Annotated in this window: 19 protein-coding genes; 12 read left to right on the top strand and 7 right to left on the bottom strand. The window is 67.8% G+C overall.

Annotated elements, in window-relative coordinates:
• The first annotated feature begins 30 nt into the window (after positions 1-30).
• Both cckA and AC3RCC_RS11870 read left to right on the top strand, forming a co-directional pair.
• A complete protein-coding gene (cckA, locus tag AC3RCC_RS11875; RefSeq protein WP_291646757.1) occupies positions 31-2535 on the top strand; it encodes a cell cycle histidine kinase CckA in 2505 nt (834 codons plus the stop codon).
• Positions 2536-2784: 249 nt separating this feature from the next.
• Complete coding sequence (locus AC3RCC_RS11870; protein WP_492258525.1) at positions 2785-3912, top strand: acyltransferase family protein; 1128 nt, start codon at positions 2785-2787, stop codon at positions 3910-3912.
• A 27-nt stretch (positions 3913-3939) separates the two neighbouring features.
• Here the strand turns inward: AC3RCC_RS11870 and AC3RCC_RS11865 are convergent, their stop codons facing one another.
• Positions 3940-5253 carry an O-antigen ligase family protein gene (locus AC3RCC_RS11865; protein ID WP_492258524.1) on the bottom strand — a complete coding sequence of 438 codons (1314 nt, stop codon included), beginning with the start codon at positions 5251-5253 and terminating at the stop codon, positions 3940-3942.
• Positions 5254-5451: 198 nt separating this feature from the next.
• Here AC3RCC_RS11865 and AC3RCC_RS11860 point away from each other — a divergent pair, with 198 nt between their 5' ends.
• The gene (locus tag AC3RCC_RS11860) at positions 5452-6519 is read left to right on the top strand and encodes a Gfo/Idh/MocA family protein (RefSeq protein WP_492258523.1); all 1068 of its coding nucleotides are present in this window, start codon (positions 5452-5454) and stop codon (positions 6517-6519) included.
• Here the strand turns inward: AC3RCC_RS11860 and AC3RCC_RS11855 are convergent.
• From AC3RCC_RS11855 to AC3RCC_RS11845, 3 genes are all read right to left on the bottom strand, one after another.
• A complete protein-coding gene (locus tag AC3RCC_RS11855) occupies positions 6516-7658 on the bottom strand; it encodes a Gfo/Idh/MocA family protein (protein ID WP_492258522.1) in 1143 nt (380 codons plus the stop codon). The two genes, AC3RCC_RS11860 and AC3RCC_RS11855, sit on opposite strands and share 4 nt — an antisense overlap.
• Before the next feature lie 93 nt (positions 7659-7751).
• Entirely contained in the window at positions 7752-8171 is a 420-nt protein-coding gene (locus AC3RCC_RS11850; RefSeq protein ID WP_492258521.1) for a DUF1330 domain-containing protein, read from the bottom strand.
• An 11-nt stretch (positions 8172-8182) separates the two neighbouring features.
• Complete coding sequence (locus AC3RCC_RS11845) at positions 8183-9004, bottom strand: crotonase/enoyl-CoA hydratase family protein (RefSeq protein WP_492258520.1); 822 nt, start codon at positions 9002-9004, stop codon at positions 8183-8185.
• 83 nt (positions 9005-9087) lie between these two features.
• Here AC3RCC_RS11845 and AC3RCC_RS11840 point away from each other — a divergent pair, with 83 nt between their 5' ends.
• Both AC3RCC_RS11840 and AC3RCC_RS11835 read left to right on the top strand, forming a co-directional pair.
• The gene (locus AC3RCC_RS11840; RefSeq protein WP_492258519.1) at positions 9088-9675 is read left to right on the top strand and encodes a TetR/AcrR family transcriptional regulator; all 588 of its coding nucleotides are present in this window, start codon (positions 9088-9090) and stop codon (positions 9673-9675) included.
• Between the two features lie 31 nt (positions 9676-9706).
• Positions 9707-10204, top strand: a complete 498-nt coding sequence (locus AC3RCC_RS11835) for a hypothetical protein (protein ID WP_492258518.1) — start codon at positions 9707-9709, stop codon at positions 10202-10204.
• A 14-nt stretch (positions 10205-10218) separates the two neighbouring features.
• On the opposite strand, the gene AC3RCC_RS11830 is transcribed toward AC3RCC_RS11835, so the two are convergent.
• Complete coding sequence (locus AC3RCC_RS11830; RefSeq protein WP_492258517.1) at positions 10219-10752, bottom strand: hypothetical protein; 534 nt, start codon at positions 10750-10752, stop codon at positions 10219-10221.
• 222 nt (positions 10753-10974) lie between these two features.
• On the opposite strand from AC3RCC_RS11830, the gene AC3RCC_RS11825 reads away from it, so the two are divergent.
• The 7 genes from AC3RCC_RS11825 (at position 10975) to AC3RCC_RS11795 (ending at position 17780) form a co-directional block, all read left to right on the top strand.
• Positions 10975-11196, top strand: coding sequence for a hypothetical protein (locus tag AC3RCC_RS11825; protein ID WP_291634374.1), 222 nt, complete (start codon positions 10975-10977; stop codon positions 11194-11196).
• Between the two features lie 225 nt (positions 11197-11421).
• The gene (recA, locus tag AC3RCC_RS11820) at positions 11422-12507 is read left to right on the top strand and encodes a recombinase RecA (RefSeq protein WP_291634372.1); all 1086 of its coding nucleotides are present in this window, start codon (positions 11422-11424) and stop codon (positions 12505-12507) included.
• A gap of 199 nt (positions 12508-12706) precedes the next feature.
• Positions 12707-15349 (top strand): alanine--tRNA ligase, encoded by a 2643-nt coding sequence (alaS, locus tag AC3RCC_RS11815; protein ID WP_492258516.1) that lies wholly within the window; start codon positions 12707-12709, stop codon positions 15347-15349.
• Between the two features lie 7 nt (positions 15350-15356).
• Positions 15357-16508: a cyclic nucleotide-gated ion channel gene (locus AC3RCC_RS11810; RefSeq protein ID WP_291634368.1), complete on the top strand. Its 1152-nt coding sequence runs from the start codon at positions 15357-15359 to the stop codon at positions 16506-16508.
• Entirely contained in the window at positions 16505-17134 is a 630-nt protein-coding gene (locus AC3RCC_RS11805; RefSeq protein ID WP_492258515.1) for a hypothetical protein, read from the top strand. The genes AC3RCC_RS11810 and AC3RCC_RS11805 overlap by 4 nt, the downstream gene beginning before the upstream one ends.
• 244 nt (positions 17135-17378) lie before the next feature.
• Entirely contained in the window at positions 17379-17537 is a 159-nt protein-coding gene (locus AC3RCC_RS11800; RefSeq protein ID WP_492258514.1) for a hypothetical protein, read from the top strand.
• Between the two features lie 39 nt (positions 17538-17576).
• Positions 17577-17780, top strand: coding sequence for a DUF4167 domain-containing protein (locus tag AC3RCC_RS11795; RefSeq protein WP_492258513.1), 204 nt, complete (start codon positions 17577-17579; stop codon positions 17778-17780).
• Between the two features lie 10 nt (positions 17781-17790).
• On the opposite strand, the gene AC3RCC_RS11790 is transcribed toward AC3RCC_RS11795, so the two are convergent.
• Complete coding sequence (locus AC3RCC_RS11790) at positions 17791-18252, bottom strand: GFA family protein (RefSeq protein ID WP_492258512.1); 462 nt, start codon at positions 18250-18252, stop codon at positions 17791-17793.
• Positions 18253-18399: 147 nt separating this feature from the next.
• Complete coding sequence (locus AC3RCC_RS11785; protein ID WP_291634354.1) at positions 18400-19614, bottom strand: NADP-dependent isocitrate dehydrogenase; 1215 nt, start codon at positions 19612-19614, stop codon at positions 18400-18402.
• Positions 19615-19944: the final 330 nt, after the last annotated feature.

Genomic DNA, 19944 nt, shown 5'->3' with positions numbered 1-19944 from the left:
GGCGGACCACAAGGAAACGGATCTGCCGCAATGACCGCAAGCACGGCAACGACCGCGATCGATCGATCCGACAGGCCGGGCCATGTCGGCATCGTCCTCTTGGTTGCCGGACTGCTCGTCGGCGCCGCGATCGCGCTCGGCTTCATCGCCAATGAATGGGCCCAGCCGCTGATCCTCGGCCTGCTCGCCTTGCTTTCCGTGGTCGGCGTGTTCTGCCTCTTCGCCTTCGCGATCGGGCTGCTGCAATTCTCCGGCCGGGCCGCCCGCAACGACTTGACCAAGATCATCGTCGACGGGGCCGAGGACGGCGTCGTCGTCACCGAGAGCGACGACCGCATCGTCTATGCCAACGAAACCTATCTGACGCTGGCCGGCGCCCGCAACGCCAGCGAGATCGCGCCCGTCGAGCGGCTGTTCAAGGGCCGCGCCGAGGTTTCGGAGGCGATCTACCGGCTCGCCACCGCGGCGCGCGCCGGGCGTCGCCTCTCCGAGGAGATCCGGCTCGAGCCCGCCCTGAACGAGCGCGGCGCGGTCGGCTGGTATCGCGTCCGCGTCACGCCGATCAGCCGCGCCGGCCGGCCCGCCTCGCTGTGGACGGTGTCCGACGTGACGCCGGAGCGCGAGCGCCAGGAGAATGCCTTCCAGGAGCTGCAGCACGCCATCGACTATCTCGACCACGCGCCGGCCGGCTTCCTCTCGATGAACGCCGATGGCGAGGTGCCCTATCTCAACGCCACGCTCTCGGGCTGGCTCGACTACGACCTCGCCCGTTTCGGCTCCGGGGGCTTGCATCTGGAGGATATCGCCTCGCCCAGCGCCGTCGCCCTGATCCAGGCGATTCGCGGCCAGCCCGGCGATGTCCGGATCGAGGTGCTCGACGTCGATCTGCGCCGCCGCAACGGCCAGTCACTGCCGGTCAGGCTGCATCACCAGGTCGCCTTCGGCCAGGACGGTCGTGCCGGCGCCTCGCGCACTCTGGTCCTGAACCGCGCCGCGGGCGAGGCCGGCGCCGATGCAAGCAGCGATGCGGAGGCACGTTTCGCCCGCTTCTTCCACGCGACCCCGATGGCGATCGCCACGGTCGACCGGACGGGCGCGATCCTGCGCTCGAACGCCGCCTTCACGCGCCTGACGCCCGGCGGCGGCCAGCCGACGACGATCCAGGAACTCGTCAACGGCAACGGCGCGCTCGGCGAAGCCTTCGAGGCGGCGCTCGCCGGCAAGGGCGAGATCGCCCCGCTCGACCTCACGCTCGCCGGCGAAGAGGGCCGCTCGGCCAGGCTCTATCTCTCGCCCGTGCCGGCGACCGAGGACAGCGATGGCGAGCGCGCCATCGTCTATGCGCTGGAGACGACCGCCGAGCGCAAGCTCAAGGACAATATGGACCAGGCCGGCAAGATGCAGGCGGTCGGCCAGCTCGCCGGCGGCATCGCGCACGATTTCAACAACGTGCTGCAGGTCATCATCAACGCCTCGGAGTTCCTGCTCGCCAGCCACAAGCCGACCGATCCGTCCTTCCCGGACATCATGCAGATCAAGCAGAATGCCTACCGGGCCGCCGCGCTGGTCCGGCAGCTGCTCGCCTTCTCGCGCCGACAGACACTGCGCCCGCAGGTGCTGGCGCTCGGCGACGTGCTCTCCGACCTCTCGCTGATGCTGAAGCGCGTCGTCGCCGACAAGATCACGCTCGATGTCCGCCAGGGCCGCGATCTCTGGCCGGTGAAGGCCGATCTCGGCCAGCTCGAACAGGTCGTGGTCAACCTCGCGGTCAATGCGCGCGACGCCATGCAGGATGGCGGCAAGCTGCAGGTACGGACCCGCAATGTCGCGGCCGAAGAGATCGTCGGCCTCGGCCACGCCGCCCTTCCGGCCGCCGATTATGTGCTGCTCGAGGTCGAGGATAGCGGCTCCGGCATCGCGCAGGAGCATCTGGAGAAGATCTTCGAGCCCTTCTTCACCACCAAGGAGGTCGGCAAGGGCACCGGCCTCGGCCTGTCGATGGTCTACGGCATCGTCAAGCAGACCGGCGGCTTCGTCTTCTGCGATTCCGTCCTCGGCCGCGGCACGAACTTCAAGATCTTCCTGCCGCGCTACATTCCCAGCGAAGAGGACCTCGCCATCGAGGCGGCGGCGAAGGAAGCGCCCAAGCGCGTCGCCGCCGACCACACCGGCGCCGGCGTCATCCTCCTGGTCGAGGACGAGGACGCCGTGCGTGCGCTCAACGCCCGCATGCTCGTCTCGCGCGGCTACACCGTCCACGAGGCGGCCTCCGGCGTCGAGGCGCTCGACATCTTCCTGCGCCACGAAGGCAAGATCGACCTCGTCATCTCCGACGTCGTCATGCCGGAAATGGACGGCCCGACCCTGCTCGGCGAACTGCGCCAGCGCAATCCCGATACGAAGGTCGTCTTCGTCTCCGGCTACGCCGAGGAAGCCTTCCGCAAGAACCTGCCCGAGGGCGAGGAATTCCACTTCCTGCCCAAGCCCTTCACGATGAAGCAGCTGGTCGAGACGGTGAAGGCGACCATGGGCTGAAGCCCGGCGGCGGGTGGAGCACACCCGCACCCGGTTTGCCGGCGGCGGCCCCGGCCGCAATGCTCTCGCAAGCGACGGCGCAACGGCCCTTGCTCGCGCGCCACGGGTTCGCACTCAGCGGGCCGGGCGATTCGGAGCGGCCGCAGTAAGGTTAAATTCGCTCGTCGATTGAAAGGCGATCAGCGCAAGAGCATCACCCTGACACTGGCCTGGCCGCCCGGGCTGCCGTCAGAAATGCTCAGGACGCGCATGCCAAGCTTCTATCGATCCGCGCCCAGCGCCGGGGACATCCTCAGGGCGAACAATGGCGAGGGCCCCGGCTTCAATGCCTTGCGGCTCGCCCTCTCCATCCTGATCCTCGCCGTGCATTCGGGCTGGGTCGCAGGGGCCGATACGAGCCAGGACTGGGAAGGGCTGCAGGGCCTGTTCCGGCTCAGCCTGGTGCCGGCCTTCTTCGCGCTCAGCGGCTTTCTCGTCACCGGCAGCGCCCTGCGCACCGGCGCGGTCAAGCCCTTCATCACGCTGCGCTTCATCCGGATCATCCCGGCGCTGTTCGTCGAGGTGACGCTGTCGGCCCTGGTGCTCGGGCCGATCTTCACGACCTTCCTGCTGGCGGACTATTTCCGCGACATCCGCTTCCTCGAATATTTCGGCAACATCGTCGGCCGTATCCGCTTCGAGCTGCCCGGTGTCTTCGAGACCAACCCGCTGCCGAACACGGTCAACCAGAACCTCTGGACGCTGAAGCCAGAATTCTACTGCTACATCCTGATGGCGCTGATGATCGGCTTCGGCATCGTCAGGAGTCGCAGGCTCTTCACCTCCTTCGTCGTCGTCCTGTCGGCGGCGGCCACGGTAGCGGCCTACGCCTATGGCTTCGGCGTCAGCGAGGCGAACTATCACTGGACCGTGGTGGTCTTCTATTTCTTCGTCGGCTGCATCTACTTCCAGTGGCGCGACCGCCTGAAGATCCACTGGCTGCTCTTTCTCGCGGCGCTGGCGATTTCGCTCGCGCTGATGTCGGCCCCGCGCGAGCTCGCCTTCCTCGTCACGCCCTTCCTGACCTATTGCGTCATCTATATCGGCCTGCTGCCGCTGCGCCTGCCCGAATTGCTGCGCAAGCTCGACGTCTCCTACGGCATCTATCTCTACGGCTTTCCGATTCAGCAGGCGCTGGTGGCGAAGTTCGACTTCGTCCATGGCGACGGGCTGATCCTGTTCCTGGTGTCCGCCCCGATCGTGACCGCCTTCGCGCTGTTCTCCTGGCTCTGTGTCGAGAAGCCGTTCCTCAAGGTGAAGCGCTATGTCCTCGGCGACCGACCGCCCGAAGCCGCCAGTGGCAGGGACGCAGCAAGCATCGTGCCGGCGACGCGCTGAGTTCCACCCGGCCCTCGCCCCGGCGGCTCAGACTCTCTTGGTCCGTAGCCGGCTGGCGAGCTCGAGCCCGAGCACGGCAAGCGCGAACAGCAGCCAGAGCGGGTCGGCGCGGTTGAGGAAGAACGATTCCAGCATGCCGACATAGGTCATGAAGATCACGATCATCACGAAGAGATCGGCGAGTTTCTGCCGTGCCGGGTCGCGCTGCGCCCGCAGATAGTTCCGCAGCGGCAGAATCATCAGGCAGAAGATCACCAGCATCGCCCCCGGAAGCCCGAACATCAGCATCGCGTCGAGATAGCTGTTATGGGCCGAGCCGATGCCGCGGATATCCCAGCGTGCCTCGAAATTCTCCTCCAGCGCCGTGACCAGCGGTGTCTGCCAGAAGCTGAAATAGCCATGGCCGAGCCAGGGCTTCTCGCCGATATGCGCGCTGGCGAAGCGCCAGATCTCGTCGCGCCCGGTGAAGGTCGGATCGGAGGTCAGCGCGCTCGCAAGCTGCAGCAGGGCGGGCGAGAACACCGTGCCGACCGTCAGCGCCGCGATCAGCAGCACCAACGCGCCATGGCCCAGCAGGATCAGCCGCGGCCGGCCGAGGGCGCGGCCGAACAGGACGAGAGCGATCGCGATCGGCAGGAAGCCCATCGTCGTCTTCGAGCCGCTGTTCAGCACAAAAATCGCGCCGAGGGCGATGATCGCGAAGCCGCGCAGCCTCAGACCCATGCGCCAGCAATAGATGCCGAACATGATGAGGATCGAGAACACCGGCGCCGCGAAATTCTTATGCGTGAGATGGCCGCGCCAGTCGCCGGCATGGCCGCCCTCGACGCCCTCGGAGCCGTGGATGGCGAGCTGCGGCGCCAGAAGGAGCGCCACATAGACCAGGACCAGCACGGCGAGAGCGGCATTTGCCACCGCGCTGGCGAAATCGCGCTCATGCCGCGGCAAGACGAGGACGCCGAGCACCGGCACCATGGCGAAACCGGTCAGGAGCAGCGCGCGCAGCGCGGCATCAGGTTCCAGCGCCCGCCCGGCCGAGAAGGCCGCGACCATTAGCACGACGAGCCAGCTGCTCGTCGCCATCTGCGCCAGGACCCCGCGTTCGCAGAGCTTCAGCATCGCCACGAGATAGACGATGGCGAGGCTGACATAGCCGATCTGGTTGACGATGTTGCCGGTCGATCCTCCCGGTTCGATCGCGTCCGGCACCCCGGCGAAGGGCTGGAAGGTCAGGATCATCACGAAAAGGCCGAAGCCGCTGAGCAGCGCCGCGGCGAGGCGCTGACCGTCGACCGGGACGCCATGCGCCCCGGCGGCAAGGCCGCTCCCTGTCTCGCTCACGCCGACCGTCATGCCGCTCCCGCCATGCGAACCCGCCGACCGGGCTCGTCCGGCCGCCCTGCGCGGCCGCCCCGACTATGGACACGCAACCTTAAGAGCCTGTAGCCGAAAACCGGCCGATCGCCGCTCCCCCGGGGCCCGCGGCGTCGCCGGTCGGCAGCGACGCCCCTGGCCTGCCCCATGGGAGCACGAGGCAGCATGGACCGGGCAGTGTCGCCGGCCTCCCCCTTCACCTGGGGCATCATCGGCACGGGCGCGATCGCCGCGCTCTTCGCCGCCGATCTCGCCTTGGTCCCCGGCGCCCGCATCGGCGCGGTCCATTCGCGCCGGCTCGACAAGGCCAGGAGCTTCGCCAGCCGCTTCGGCGGCGGCGCGGCCCATGACGACCTCGAAGCCTTCCTCGCCGATCCCGCGCTCGAGGCGGTCTACATCGCGACGCCGAACCATCTGCACGCGCCCCAGGCGCTCGCCGCCATCGCCGCCGGCAAGCCGGTGCTGATCGAGAAGCCGCTCGCCCTCACCTGCGCCGATGCCGAGGCGATCGCGGCAGCGGCCGCGGCACGCGGCGTCTTCGCCATGGAGGCACTGTGGAGCCGCTTCCTGCCGGCCGTCACGGCGTTGCGGAGCCGGCTTGCCACCGGCCGGATCGGCGAGATCCGGCGACTGCGCGCCGATCTCTCCTATGTCCATCCGCAGGAGCCCGGCAGCCGCTTCTTCGAGCCCGCATTGGGTGGCGGCGCCGCGCTCGATCTCGGCGTCTACCCGCTCTCTATCGCCCTGCATCTGCTCGGCCGGCCGGAACGCGTCGAAGGGCGCTGGCGCGCCGCGGCGAGCGGCGTCGACCTGCGCAGCGAGTTCGTCCTGCACTATCCCGGGGCGACGGCCGAGCTCTCCTGCGGCTTCGACCGCGACGGCGCCAATCTGCTGCTGGTCGAAGGCAGCGACGGCGCGCTGCGGATCGAGGCGCCTTTCCTCAAGGCCCAGCGCCTGACGCATTTCGCATCCGGCGCCCTTGCTACGCCATGGCCCGAACGAGAGGGCCCCGCCCTCCTCCGCAAGCTGCTCGCCCGACTCCCTCTGCCGGGCGTGCGGCGTGAAAGCTTCCCCTTCCCCGGCAATGGCTTGCAGTTCCAGGCGCAGGCCGTGATGGCCGCGATCCGGGCCGGCGCGACGAGCTGCGAAACCATGCCGCTCGCCGAAAGCGCCGCCGTGCTGGGCATGATCGAAGCGGTCCTGGCGCAGCCTCCGGCCACCGCGGCGCGCTAGAACGAGCTTCGCATGAGATAGGGCTGCGGCAGCGCGCGCGCTCCGTTCAGCGCCAGCGCCAGCTCGGTGATGTGCAATGCCAGCCCCCCGGAGAAGACCGGCTCCCGCCCCGCCGCGATCGCTTCGGCCTGGGCCGCGATCCCGCCTGCGAAATCGATCTGCGAGGGGAAAGCCGGCAGCGTCCGCTTGCTCGCGGCAGGATAGGCAAGGCGCCGGCCCGGCGTCGGCTTCCAGGGCAGCGCGCTGCCGAGCCGGGCCTCGATCTGGCCGAGGACACGGCCGAGCAGTGGGCGCGGCGCGCCGACCTCCTCCAGATGCACGGCCGAGCAATTGTCCCAGAGGTCGCGCACGGTGAGCGAGCCGCCATCGCCGAAGACCTGCAAGGAGCGATCGCGCGGTGCCGCCAGGCCGGAGCTCAGCCGAGCCACCACGCCCGAGCGGAACTGCAGGCAGCCGACGGAAAAGTCCGGCGCCAGCGCAAGCGCTTCCGTACCGGGCCCCTTGTCCGGGAAGGTCAGCGCCGCGAAGGCGGTGACGCTCTCGACCGGACCGAACAGCGAGACCAGCCAGGACAGGGCGTAACCGGCATGCTCGAGCGCGCAGCCGACCTCGAATTCGTGCAGCCCCGGCCAGACCGCTCCGGAGCGCGAGCGCCAGCTCGCCCATTTGTCGCGAAAGACCGGCCCGTCCTCCATCGCCGCATAGACCAGGCGTGGCCTGCCGATTCTGCCGTCGCCCAGGACCTGCGCCACCAGCCGATGCGCATCGCTGAGCCCGTTGGCCGGTGCGGCAGCGAGCGTCAGGCGGCGCTGCCGCGCCAGCGCGACCAGTTCCTGCGCCTGGGCGAAATCCATCGCCAACGGCTTTTCGCCATAGACATGCTTGCCGGCGGCGAGCGCGCGGCTGGAAATCTCGTAATGGCTTTCCGGCGTCGTCAGATTAACGACGATCCCGACCGCGGGGTCGCCGAGCAGCGCCTCCAGATCGGCATAGGCGGAAACGCCGTGGAAGGCGCAGAACGCCCGGAGCCGCGCGGCATCGCGATCCCAGGCGCCGGCGAGCACCAGCCCGGGATGATTGGCGAGGGTGGTCATATAGTAGTCGGCGACGAAGCCGGTGCCGACGATCGCGATCTTCATGACAGTCCCTCGGGCTCCGCGCTTGCCCGAGGCGTTATCGTGGAGAATGCCGACTAATTCGTTGATGGCCTCGGTCGTGCCCCGGTGCGTCGCCTACCCGGCGAAGCCCGCCCCGGCCTCGGCCGCGCCGAAGCGCAGCAGCCGACAATCACGCACGGCCGCCTGCCGATGCGCCATCGCCTTGCGATAGGTCGGATCGCGGAACAAGGCGGCGAACGCCTCGACGCTCGGATATTCCGCGATAAAGCAGACATCCCAGCGCTGGCCGTCCGGACCGATCAGCGCCTGTTCGAAATCGCCGCGCCAGAGGATGCGGCCGCCGAGCCCGGCCAGCACCGGCGCGCTGATCCGGCCATAGGCTGCGAAGGCGTCGGTACCGCTCGCCTCCCGCTCGTCGGGATACTGCGCTCGCTCATGCAGGCGGATCAGGTTGAGCATCTGCACCGGACCAGGACGAGCGGCAGCGCGGAACGCCGCGAAGGCGTCGCGGGTGAAGCTGGTGAAGGTTTGCATCGGCACCTCCCTCACTCCGCCGCCGCAGCACGCGACCAGGCGCCGGCATAGCTCGGTGCGCGCCGCGCCAGCCAAGCATCGAGCCCCTCGCGCAGGTCGAAGGTCGGCGCCATCCGGGCGAACTGCTCGCTCTCGATCAGCAAGCCCTCGCCGATGCTGGCGTTCAGGCCCCGCGTCACCGCCGTCAGAATGCTGGCAGCCGCAAGCGGCGAATGCCGCATGATCCGCTGGGCCAATGCCCTTGCCGCCGGCAGCAGCTCATCATGCGGGACGATCTGATTGATCAGCCCCATCTCCAGCGCCCGCTCCGGTGTGAACGGGTCGCCGGTCAGCAACAACTCCAGCGCCCGCTTGCGCCCGGCAAGGCGCGGCAGGCGCTGCGTGCCACCGAAGGTCGGCGACATTCCGAGATTGATCTCCGGCTTGGCGAAGATCGCACGCTCGCTCGCGATCGCGAGATGAGCCGCCTCCGTGACCTCGCAGCCACCGCCATAGGCGAGCCCGTTGACCGCGGCGATCACCGGCTTCGGGAAGGCCTCAATCCGCGCCGTCAGGGCCTGGCCGCGGCGCACGAAATCCCGCACCGCATAATCGGGCCCAGCCGCGACGCTGCGCGAGAATTCGGCGATGTCGCCGCCGGCCGAGAAGGCGCGCTCGCCCGACCCGGTCAGGATCACCGCGCGGATGGCAGGATCGGTCTCGATCCGGTCCAGCAGCAGGAGCAGGCGGTCGATCAGCGCATAGTTCAGCGCATTCAGTTTGGCGGGGCGGTTGAGCGTCAGCGTCGCGATGCCCTCCCGGCATTGCATGAGGACAGGGTCGATCTCGGACATGGCGGGCTCCAGCGGTTTTGGGTGACGCCACGCTGCCTCGCTACGCCATTTACGTATACTACCTATACGGTATACATGGCGACATGACCGAACCTGAAAGCCCGACGCGCAAGCGCATCGTCGACGCCGCGAGCAAGCTCTTCTATGCCGAGGGTATCCGCGCGGTCAGCGTCGATGCGGTCGCCGAGAAGGCGGGGCTGACCAAGCGCACGCTCTACTACCATTTCGAGAGCAAGGACGAGCTCGTCGCCGCCTATCTCGAAGCGCGAGACCAGCCCAATCTCAAGCTGATGGCCGGCTGGTTCGAAGCCACTGACGGTGGGCTGTCGGAGAAGGTCGAGGCGATCTTCCAGAATCTCGCGCGCGCCGCGGGCAATCCGCGCTGGAAGGGCTGCGGCTTCCTGCGCACCGCCGCCGAACTCGCCGCCCTGCCCGGCCATCCCGCCATCAAGATCGGCGCCCGCCACAAGGCCGGCTTCGAAAACTGGCTTGCCGGCGCCTGCGCGGCCCATGGCATTACTGCCCCCGGGGAACTGGCGCGCCAGATCGTGCTGCTGATGGACGGCGCCTTCGCAATCATGCTGATCCATCGCGATCCGGCTTATGTCGAGGCCGCCGGGCGCGCTGCCGCAGCCTTGGCAGGCTCGGCCTTGCGCGACCTCGCCGTTTGATCGCCTCCCGGCCAGCAACTAACCTGCCGCCATGACCGCACGGCCACGCTCCGCCTATGGCATCCTGCTCCTGCTGCAGACCATCTGCGCCGCGCTGCTGCTGTTCTACATCCACATGGCCTTCCGGATCGTCACCGAGAAGCCCGGCGAGCTGCACGGCCTGCCCGCCCCGATCCTGCTGCAGGTCGTCATCGCCATCCTGATCGGCCAGGGCTGCTACTGGACGCGCCTGCGGCATGTGCCGCTGCCGGACGGCATCTACAGCCCGGTGCTCGGCCATCTCCTCGCCTTTGCCGGCCGCCTCACCTCGATTTTCGGCGGCGCCCTGTTCTCGATCTATTTCCTGCGCCAGCTGCCCGCCATCCAGCAGCTCAGCCTCGACGCCGGCCTGCTCTGGCGCTGCATCCTGGTCTTCACCATGCTCTTCGCGATCTACTGCTACGCACTGGAACTGGAGCGCCTCGGCGCGGCCTGGCAGAAGCCGCCGGCGCAGACCGGGCCAGAGCATCCCGAGAGGCCCGCAGGCTAGCGCCCACCCTCGCCTCAGCCCGAATTGCGGTCCCGCTGTCGCCGGCCCGACAGCCATGCCAGCCAGGCGCGCCCCCGCTCCCGAACGGCGCGCACCAGCGCTGCCGCCCGGCGCCAGGCGGCCGACGCCTTGACCCGCTCGACGACGACCTCCCGGATCCGATCCAGCCAGGCCATGCAGCGCGCGAACCAGCCGATTGTCAGCAATTGCGCGCGCCCGGCATGGTAGATGCGCTCGACCAGCAGGAAGCTCGTCAGATGGCCGATCGCCATCAGCACGATGCCGCCGAACCAGGCGCCGCGCGCCAGCAAGACGAGCGAGAGCAGCTTCAGCGGCTCTGCCACGGCAAAAGGCACAGCCAGCAGGGCGAGCACGCCATAGGGCGGCAGGCGACCGATCGCCGCCTCGATCCGGGCGACGATCCGGAACGCGCCGAACCAGGCCAGAAGCGGCCGGTAGAGCGGCCGCGCCAGCTCGTCGAGCACGATGACGAGGGCGACGACGAGATCGACCGGGACGAGCAGGAGACGAAAGAGACGGGTGCGCATCGGCGGGCGAGCTCTACTGGCCGGATGCTGTCGTCCTAGAGGAGGCCCGCGACGCTGGGAACCGGATTTCCCCAATTGGCCGACGCAAATGGCCGGAATTGCCCAGGTCTTGTCCCGCGGGTTGTGATAGCAAGATCGGCACGGCTCGGTTGCACGATCACTCCCGGTCGCTGCGCCCTGTTCCGAGCCTGCGGCTCGCTCCGTTCCAAAGGGGACAACGAGATGAAGACGCTTTCGCTCCTGGGCCTGGCCCTGCTCACAGCTTCCGTCCTGGCAGGCTGCCAGACTTCGCAGTCGCGGCAGGCGCAACTGGCCTCGATCTGCGCCGATCCGGTCAATCGCGCGCCAAAGTCCTTCTATTACTCCGAGTGCCAGACGCTCTACCCGTCATCGGATCAAGCCCTGCAGAAGGATTATCTTCTCGGCGCCCCCACGGGCGACTAGCGCGGCACCCCGGAACGAACGGCACGATGCATCCTGCACCGGCGAGCCTGCCCGGCGCGCCGGCCCGCGCCGGCTTTTCACGTCGCAACGCGCTCCCGAACAGGCCTGCCGGCACAATTCGACAGGAACAAAAAAAGAACTTGCGCATAAGAACAAACAGTGACCATAGTCGCTGATCGGCGCGATTGAGATGTCCCCGCGCCCCTGCCATAAGGAGCGCACGTCGTGAATCAGGCGAATCTCAAGCTCGTGGAAGGCTCTTCGATGGACAAGGCCAAGGCGCTCGACGCGGCGCTCTCGCAGATCGAACGGGCGTTCGGCAAGGGCTCGATCATGCGCCTGGGCAAGAACCAGCAGGCAATCGAGATCGAGACCATTTCGACCGGCTCGCTGGGTCTCGACATCGCGCTCGGCGTCGGCGGCCTGCCCAAGGGCCGCGTCATCGAAATCTACGGGCCGGAATCCTCCGGCAAGACCACGCTCGCTTTGCACACCATCGCCGAAGCCCAGAAGAAGGGCGGCGTCTGTGCCTTCGTCGATGCCGAGCACGCGCTCGACCCGGTCTATGCCCGCAAGCTCGGCGTCAATCTCGACGATCTCCTGATCTCGCAGCCGGACACCGGCGAGCAGGCGCTCGAGATCACCGACACGCTCGTCCGCTCCGGCGCCATCGACGTGCTCGTGGTCGACTCGGTCGCCGCGCTGACGCCGCGCGCCGAGATCGAGGGCGAGATGGGCGACGTCCAGCCCGGCCTCCAGGCCCGCCTGATGAGCCAGGCGCTGCGCAAGCTGACGGCGTCGATCTCGCGCTCGAACTGCATGGTCATCTTCATCAACCAGATCCGCATGAAGATCGGCGTGATGTACGGCTCGCCGGAGACCACCACCGGCGGCAATGCCCTGAAATTCTATGCCTCGGTCCGCCTCGACATCCGCCGCGTCTCGACCCTGAAGGAGCGCGACGAGGCGACCGGAAACCAGGTCCGCGTCAAGGTCGTCAAGAACAAGGTCGCACCGCCCTTCAAGCAGGTCGAGTTCGACATCATGTTCGGCGAGGGCATCTCGAAGGTCGGCGAGCTGATCGATCTCGGCGTCAAGGCCGGCATGGTCGAGAAATCGGGCTCCTGGTTCTCCTTCGACAGCCAGCGCCTCGGTCAGGGCCGCGAGAACGCCAAGTCCTTCCTCAAGGCCAATCCGGACGTGGCCGGCAGGATCGAAGCCACCATCCGGCAGAATTCCGGCCTCGTCGCCGACCGTATCCTCGATCAGGCCGATCCGACGGCCGAGGATCTCGACGAGGGCGAGGCCTGAGCAGGCCCCTGCTCCGACGCGTTGATCGGAACGATACGAGACGGGCGGCGCGAGCCGTCCGTTTCTTTTTGACTCCACCCCCTTGTCGGGGGCATTGCCGGAGCTGGCGTTTCTGGACAGTAGCGGCGGTGCTGACTAGAACCTCTCACCCTTTCCGGCTGCGCCGGCCCCTTGCCAGAGAACCAGAGCCAAGATTGCGATGAGCGGCGTCAACGAGATCCGGTCGACCTTCCTCGACTACTTCAAGGGCCAGGGCCATGAGGTCGTGCCGTCGAGCCCGCTCGTGCCGCGCAACGACCCGACGCTGATGTTCGCCAATTCCGGCATGGTGCAGTTCAAGAACGTCTTCACCGGCCAGGAGAAGCGTCCCTATGTCCGCGCCACCACGGCGCAGAAATGCGTGCGCGCCGGTGGCAAGCACAACGATCTCGACAATGTCGGCTACACCGCCCGCCATCACACCTTCTTCGAGATGCTGGGGAACTTCTCCTTCGGCGACTATTTCAAGGAACAGGCGATCAACCACGCCTGGACCCTGGTCACGCGCGAATTCGGCCTGCCCAAGGAGAAGCTGACGGTCACCGTCTACTCCGAAGACGACGAGGCGCACGGGCTCTGGAAGAAGATCGCCGGCCTGCCGGACTCCCGGATCATCCGGATTTCGACCTCCGACAATTTCTGGCGCATGGGCGACACCGGCCCCTGCGGACCTTGTTCCGAGATTTTCTACGACCATGGCGATCATATTCCCGGCGGCCCTCCGGGCTCGCCCGACGAGGATGGCGACCGCTTCATCGAGATCTGGAACCTCGTTTTCATGCAGTACGAGGAGGCTGCCGGCGGCATCAGGACCAACCTGCCCCGGCCCTCGATCGACACCGGCATGGGACTGGAGCGCATCGCCGCCGTGCTCCAGGGCACGCATGACAATTACGCGATCGATCTCTTCGCCGCCCTGATCCGGGCCGTCGCCGATCTGACCAACGTCCCCTCCGACGGGCCGATGGCGGCCAGCCACCGCGTCATCGCCGACCATCTGCGCTGCTCGGCCTTCCTGATCGCCGATGGCGTGCTGCCTTCGAACGAAGGTCGCGGCTATGTGCTGCGCCGGATCATGCGCCGCGGCATGCGCCATGCGCAGCTGCTCGGTGCCAAGGAGCCGCTGCTGCACAAGCTGGTGCCGGTGCTGACCCGCGAAATGGGTCGCGCCTATCCCGAGCTGGTCCGCGCCGAGGCGCTGATCACCGAGACGCTGAAGCTCGAGGAGAGCCGTTTCCGCACCACTCTGGCGCGCGGCCTCTCGATCCTCGACCAGGAATCGCAAGGGCTCGGCTCCGGCGACAAGCTGCGTGGCGACGTCGCCTTCACCCTCTACGACACCTATGGCTTCCCGCTCGACCTGACGCAGGACGCCCTGCGCGCCCGCGGCGTCGGCGTCGATGTCGAGGGCTTCGACGCCGCCATGCAGCAGCAGAAGGCCAAGGCCCGCGCCGCCTGGGCCGGCACCGGCGAGGCCGCGACCGAAAAGCTCTGGTTCCCGCTGCGCGAGCGCATCGGCGCCACCGAATTCCTCGGCTACGACACCGAGAGCGCCGAAGGCGTGGTCACGGCCCTGGTCCGCGACAATGCCGAGGTCGAAGTGTTGAAGGCCGGCGAGAGCGGCCTCGCCGTCCTGAACCAGACCCCGTTCTACGGCGAGTCCGGCGGCCAGGTCGGCGATACCGGCACGATCTCCGGCCCCGGCTTCAGCGCCGAGGTCTCCGACGTCCAGAAGAAGCTGGGCGAGGTCTTCGCCCATGCGGTCAAGGTCACCTCAGGCGAGATCAGGCTCGGCGCCCCCGCCGAGCTGACCGTCGACCATGCCCGCCGCACCGCGATCCGCGCCAACCATTCGGCGACGCATCTGCTGCACGAGGCCTTGCGTCTCGTGCTCGGCGACCATGTCGCCCAGAAGGGCTCGCTGGTCTCGGCCGACCGGCTGCGCTTCGACTTCTCGCACCCCAAGCCGATCTCCGAGGAGGAGCTCGCCCGGGTCGAGGAGCTCGCCAACGCGATCGTGCTGCGCAACGAGCCGGTGACGACGCGCCTGATGAGTGTCGACGAGGCGATCGCCTCGGGCGCCCGCGCGCTTTTCGGCGAGAAATATGGCGACGAGGTCCGCGTCGTCTCGATGGGTACCAATGAGGATGGCAAGGCCTATTCGGTCGAGCTCTGCGGCGGCACCCATGCCGCCCGCACCGGCGATATCGGCCTGGTCAGCGTCACCGGCGAAGGCGCGGTCGCGGCCGGCGTCCGCCGGCTCGAGGCGATGACCGGCACCGGCGCCCGCCGCCAGCTCAACGCCGATTCCCGCCGCCTGCGCGATCTCGCCGGCCTGCTGAAAGTGCCGGCGGGCGAGGCGGAAGCGCGGCTCGCCGCCCTGATCGAGGAGCGCCGCAAGCTCGAGCGCGAACTCACCGAGGCCCGCAAGAAGCTCGCCATGGGTGGCGGCGGCGAGGCCCAGGATCCGGCCCGCGAGGTCGCTGGTACCAAGCTGCTCGCCCGCGCCGTCACCGGCGTCGAGATGAAGGACCTGAAGAGCCTGGTCGACGAAGCCAAGACCCGGCTCGGCTCCGGCGTCGTCGCGATCGTCGGCGTCGCCGAGGACGGCAAGGCCGGCGTCGTGGTCGGCGTCACGCCCGACCTGACCGAACGCTTCGACGCGGTCGCGCTCGTCCGCTCCGCTTCGGAAGCGCTGGGCGGCAAGGGCGGCGGCGGCCGCCGCGACATGGCCCAGGCCGGCGGCCCGGACGGGGCCCAGGCGCAGGCGGCGCTCGAAGCCGTCGCCGCCGCGATGGGCTGAGGCCGTCATGGCGCCCACCCCGCAGCCCGGCATGAGCTGGCGGCGGTGGGCGCATCTGATCATCGACCGCGGGGCCGGCGACGATCTGTCGGTCCGGCTGGTGCATGGCGGGCTCGTCCTGCTGATCATCGTCAATGTCGCGGCGCTGGTGCTCGAATCGGTGCCGAGCCTTGCGGCGGCCCATGGCAGGCTGTTCTTTGCGATCGAGCTCGTCTCGGTCGTGATCTTCACCCTCGAATACGGTCTGCGGCTGTGGACCGCGCCCGAGCACGCCCGCTATCGCGGCCTCAGCGACAATGCGGCCCGGCGCGCCTATGCGCTCTCGGCCCCGGCCATCGTCGATTTCCTGGCGACCGTGCCGCTCTACACCGCGCTTCTCGGCTATAACGACCTCAAGATCCTGCTGCTGTTCAGGCTGCTGCGCTTCTTCAAGCTCGGCCGCTACTCGCCGGGCATGACCTCCCTCGCCGCCGCCCTGACCGCCGAGCGCAAGGCGCTGTTCGCCTGCCTCGTCATCCTGATCGGCGTCATGCTGCTGGCGGCGACCGCGATGCATTTCGCCGAGCACGACGTCCAGCCGGAGAAATTCGCCACCATCCCCGACGCGATGTGGTGGGCGATCATCACCCTGACTACCGTCGGCTATGGCGACGTCTTTCCGACGAGCCCGCTCGGCAAGGTCGTCGCCTCCATCACGGCGATCATGGGGCTCGTCATGCTCGCCTTGCCGGTCGGTATCATCGCCACCGCCTTCGCCCAGGAGATCCATCGCCGCGAATTCGTGGTGACCTGGAGCATGATCGCGAGGGTGCCACTGTTCAGCGGCCTCAATGCCGCCGAGATCGCCGAGATCATGCGGGTCCTGCGGGCGCAGAGCGTGCGCGGCGGCGCCGTCATCCTGCGGCCCGAGGAACCGGCGCAGGCACTCTATTTCGTCGCCAGCGGCGAAGTCGAGATCATGCGCGAGGAGGCGAGCGAGACCTTGGAGGAAGGCTGCCATTTCGGCGAATTGCCGCTGGATTCCAAAGCCGGGCGCGGCGGGCTCGCCGCGCGCGCCAAGGTGCCGAGCAAGCTCCTGGTGCTCGACCCCATCGATTTCCGGGCGCTGACCAGCCGCTATCCGGACCTCGCCGCGCATCTGCACCGCCTCGCGCCATGATTCTGCACCGCCGACACGTGCTGCTGGCCCTGGCCGGGCTCGCCGGGCCCGCTTTCGCCCAGCCTCCGAAGCCGGGCCGCCCGGTTCAGGGGCCGGCCTTGTCGGCTCCGCGCTCGCTGATGGCGGGCGCGATGGCGAGCACCTTCGTCAGCCGCGCCCCGGCCGGTGCCCGCCTCGCCATTGCGCGGCCGGGCGACCCGCCGGAATCGGCCATCGTCGCCGCCCCGCTCGGCTCCGCCTCGGTGCTGGCCCTGCCCGCGCCCGGCGAAGTCGGCAGCTTCGAATTGCGCCTGCTCGCCGAGACGGAGGGCAAGCCGGTGATCCTGCTGCGCCAGACGCTGACCACGACGACTCCCGAGGCGACGCTCGCCGCGCCCCGCCGCGTCGGGCGCTCGCAAGCCCTTCCCATTCGCGGCATCGGCCCCAATGGCGATCGCGACCGGGTCGTGCTGGTGAAGCCCGGCGAGCCGGCCGAAGCCGAGGGACCGAGCTTCTACCCGGCCGAGAATGTCGAGGACACGCTCGAGGCGCCGGCGGAGCCGGGGGTCTACGAGCTGCGCTATGTCATGAACGCCCCGCTCAGCGGGCCGCGCGTGCTCGCCCGGCAGGAGATCACTGTCGAGTGACGCCGCAGCTGGTGTTTTTCCCGCATGATGCCGGGAACCTTGATTTGCCACATTGCGTTGCTAGATATGATGCGTCGACCAGAAGAGTTCGGCTGGCTCCAGTCCTCGAAATCGAGAGACGAGCCCTTTCGCCGCGGCAAGCCCCGAAGTTTGATCGCTGCCTCATGCAGCGAGCCGCTCTTTCTGCGCTCGACCTTCCACCTTGACCAACGCCCGGCCCAGCCGAGCGACGCTATGGATTCCAATGAAAAAGCACACTGAACTCAACACCAAGAACCGCCAGACCCAGCACAACGCCACGATCGCCATGACGCCGCGGAGGGCTGCCCCCGACTGGAAGCCGCACCCCTGTGGCCTGAGCCGGGAAGAGCTCCGCAAGATCGTCGAGGAAATCCTCGGCTAACAGGAGGCAACGGTGACCGATCGTCGCCCGAGAATCCCCATGACACGCCCTGCCCTCATGACCCGCCCTGCCCTACGGACGCAGCGCGGCAATCTCGGCCCGGCCGCCCTGCGCCAGGCCTATGAGCGCTATCTCGCGCTGGCGCAGGCTGCGGCGCTGGCGGGCGACCGCATCGAAGCGGAACGCCATTACCAGCAGGCCGAGCACTATCTGCGCTCGCTCGCCGAGGACCGCGCCGCCTGAGCGGCACCGCTCATGTGTCGTGGTCGGGATGCTGCCGCGAACGAAATTTCGGCAGACCCGGCGCGATATCGTCCTCGGTGCGCGAGCCTTCCAGCCGGCAGAATTCGTCGAACCAGGGGGGCCTGCCCTCGACACCATAGGCCTGGCTCGGCTGGAACGCGGCGGCCTCGTCGAGGCTTCCGGCCGAGACCGAGAGCGAGCCGAGGCTCGGATAGCTGAAAGTGAGCGGCGTGCCGCAATCGCGGCAGAAGCCGCGTTCGGCGACCTCCGACGAGTTGAAAATCGCCGGCCGGCCGCGCGTCCACTCGACCTCGCCGATCCGCGAGCTGGCGAAGGCGCCGAAATAGCTGCCGGCCGCCTTCTGGCACATCCGGCAGAAGCAGACCGAAACCTCATGCGGCGGCGTTTTCAGACGGTAGCGCACCGCACCGCACTGGCAGCCGCCGGTCAGGATCGTCGACGTCGCTGACATGGCTTGTCCTCCATTGCGGAAGGCAAGAATGCATGCCGCAGGGACAGTCCGCGTCAGCAGGGCATCGGCCGCCAATCCCCATCGCACAAACGAAAGAAGCCCGGCCGAGGCGGCCGGGCTTCGGTGTTTCGGTCGAGGCTGAACCGCTTAGGCGGCCATCGCCTTGCGCAGGTTCTCGCTGACCTTGTCGAGGAAGCCGGTGGTCGAGAGGAACTTCTGGTCGGGGCCGACCAGCAGAGCGAGGTCCTTGGTCATGTCGCCGGCTTCCACCGTGTCGACCGTGACCTTCTCGAGCAGGGTCGCGAACTTCGCCAGCTCGGCATTGTTGTCGAGCTTGGCGCGGTGGGCGAGACCACGCGACCAGGCGAAGATCGAGGCGATCGAGTTGGTCGAGGTCTCCTTGCCCTTCTGGTGCTCGCGATAATGGCGGGTCACCGTGCCGTGGGCGGCCTCGGCCTCGACGGTCTTGCCGTCCGGCGTCATCAGCACCGAGGTCATCAGGCCGAGCGAGCCGAAGCCCTGCGCCACCGTGTCCGACTGCACGTCGCCATCGTAGTTCTTGCAGGCCCAGACATAGCCGCCCGACCACTTCATCGCCGAAGCGACCATGTCGTCGATCAGGCGGTGCTCATAGGTGATGCCGAGCTTGTCGAACTCCGCCTTGAATTCGGCCTCGTAGATCTCCTGGAAGATGTCCTTGAAGCGCCCGTCATAGGTCTTGAGGATGGTGTTCTTGGTCGAGAGATAGACCGGGTACTTGCGCATCAGGCCGTAGTTCAGCGAGGCGCGGGCGAAGTCGCGGATCGACTCGTCGAGATTGTACATCGCCATGGCAACGCCGGCGTCCGGGGCCTTGAAGACCTCCTTCTCGATGACATTGCCGTCCTCGCCGACGAACTTGATCGAGAGCGTGCCCTTGCCGGGGAACTTGAAATCGGTGGCGCGGTACTGGTCGCCATAGGCATGGCGGCCGATGACGATCGGCTGGGTCCAGCCCGGCACCAGGCGCGGCACGTTCTTGCAGATGATCGGCTCGCGGAAGATCACGCCGCCGAGGATGTTGCGGATCGTGCCGTTCGGCGACTTCCACATCTGCTTGAGGTTGAACTCCTTCACGCGCGCCTCGTCCGGCGTGATCGTCGCGCACTTCACCGCGACGCCATGCTTCTTGGTGGCGTTGGCGGCGTCGATGGTGACCTGATCGTCGGTCTTGTCGCGGTTCTCGACCGAGAGGTCGTAATAGTCGAGTTCGAGATCGAGATAGGGGAAGATCAGCGTGTCCTTGATCTTCTGCCAGATGATGCGGGTCATCTCGTCGCCGTCCATGTCGACGACCGGGTTGGCGACCTTGATCTTGCTCATGTGATTACGACCCCTGCTTCTGGCCAGTCTGGAACGGTCCCGAACTGCGGCTCGAGGGCCGCAGCAGGCTCGCGCGCTTCCTAGCGGGTTAAGGCCGCAGGGGGAAGCCGGCCTTTTGGGGCAGAGCTGCGGGCCGGTCCGCGGAGTGCGGGTCAGGTCGCCCTCAGGCCGGGCCGAGCCATCTTATGTTGCACTGCCGCATTGTGAGCACGATCGGCCGGCACAAGGGCTCGCTTCGTCAACCGCGCCACGACCCGATGCTTTGACCAGCGGATTCTCCATCGCCTTTGTCCGGACCGGCCTGCTCTGCGCGCCCCTTTGCCTGCTCGC

The sequence above is a fragment of the Allobosea sp. GW823-FHT01F03 genome (assembly GCF_058798075.1).
This window is presented reverse-complemented; position numbering and strand designations above follow the sequence as displayed.

Bases quoted from the DNA above. Each gene is read 5' to 3' on its own strand.
- cckA (WP_291646757.1), top strand. From the start codon at position 31: ATGACCGCAAGCACGGCAACGACCGCGATCGATCGATCCGACAGGCCG.
- AC3RCC_RS11870 (WP_492258525.1), top strand. From the start codon at position 2,785: ATGCCAAGCTTCTATCGATCCGCGCCCAGCGCCGGGGACATCCTCAGG.
- AC3RCC_RS11860 (WP_492258523.1), top strand. From the start codon at position 5,452: ATGGACCGGGCAGTGTCGCCGGCCTCCCCCTTCACCTGGGGCATCATC.
- AC3RCC_RS11855 (WP_492258522.1), bottom strand. From the start codon at position 7,658: ATGAAGATCGCGATCGTCGGCACCGGCTTCGTCGCCGACTACTATATG.
- AC3RCC_RS11850 (WP_492258521.1), bottom strand. From the start codon at position 8,171: ATGCAAACCTTCACCAGCTTCACCCGCGACGCCTTCGCGGCGTTCCGC.
- AC3RCC_RS11845 (WP_492258520.1), bottom strand. From the start codon at position 9,004: ATGTCCGAGATCGACCCTGTCCTCATGCAATGCCGGGAGGGCATCGCG.
- AC3RCC_RS11840 (WP_492258519.1), top strand. From the start codon at position 9,088: ATGACCGAACCTGAAAGCCCGACGCGCAAGCGCATCGTCGACGCCGCG.
- AC3RCC_RS11835 (WP_492258518.1), top strand. From the start codon at position 9,707: ATGACCGCACGGCCACGCTCCGCCTATGGCATCCTGCTCCTGCTGCAG.
- AC3RCC_RS11830 (WP_492258517.1), bottom strand. From the start codon at position 10,752: ATGCGCACCCGTCTCTTTCGTCTCCTGCTCGTCCCGGTCGATCTCGTC.
- AC3RCC_RS11825 (WP_291634374.1), top strand. From the start codon at position 10,975: ATGAAGACGCTTTCGCTCCTGGGCCTGGCCCTGCTCACAGCTTCCGTC.
- alaS (WP_492258516.1), top strand. From the start codon at position 12,707: ATGAGCGGCGTCAACGAGATCCGGTCGACCTTCCTCGACTACTTCAAG.
- AC3RCC_RS11810 (WP_291634368.1), top strand. From the start codon at position 15,357: ATGGCGCCCACCCCGCAGCCCGGCATGAGCTGGCGGCGGTGGGCGCAT.
- AC3RCC_RS11805 (WP_492258515.1), top strand. From the start codon at position 16,505: ATGATTCTGCACCGCCGACACGTGCTGCTGGCCCTGGCCGGGCTCGCC.
- AC3RCC_RS11800 (WP_492258514.1), top strand. From the start codon at position 17,379: ATGAAAAAGCACACTGAACTCAACACCAAGAACCGCCAGACCCAGCAC.
- AC3RCC_RS11795 (WP_492258513.1), top strand. From the start codon at position 17,577: ATGACACGCCCTGCCCTCATGACCCGCCCTGCCCTACGGACGCAGCGC.
- AC3RCC_RS11790 (WP_492258512.1), bottom strand. From the start codon at position 18,252: ATGTCAGCGACGTCGACGATCCTGACCGGCGGCTGCCAGTGCGGTGCG.
- AC3RCC_RS11785 (WP_291634354.1), bottom strand. From the start codon at position 19,614: ATGAGCAAGATCAAGGTCGCCAACCCGGTCGTCGACATGGACGGCGAC.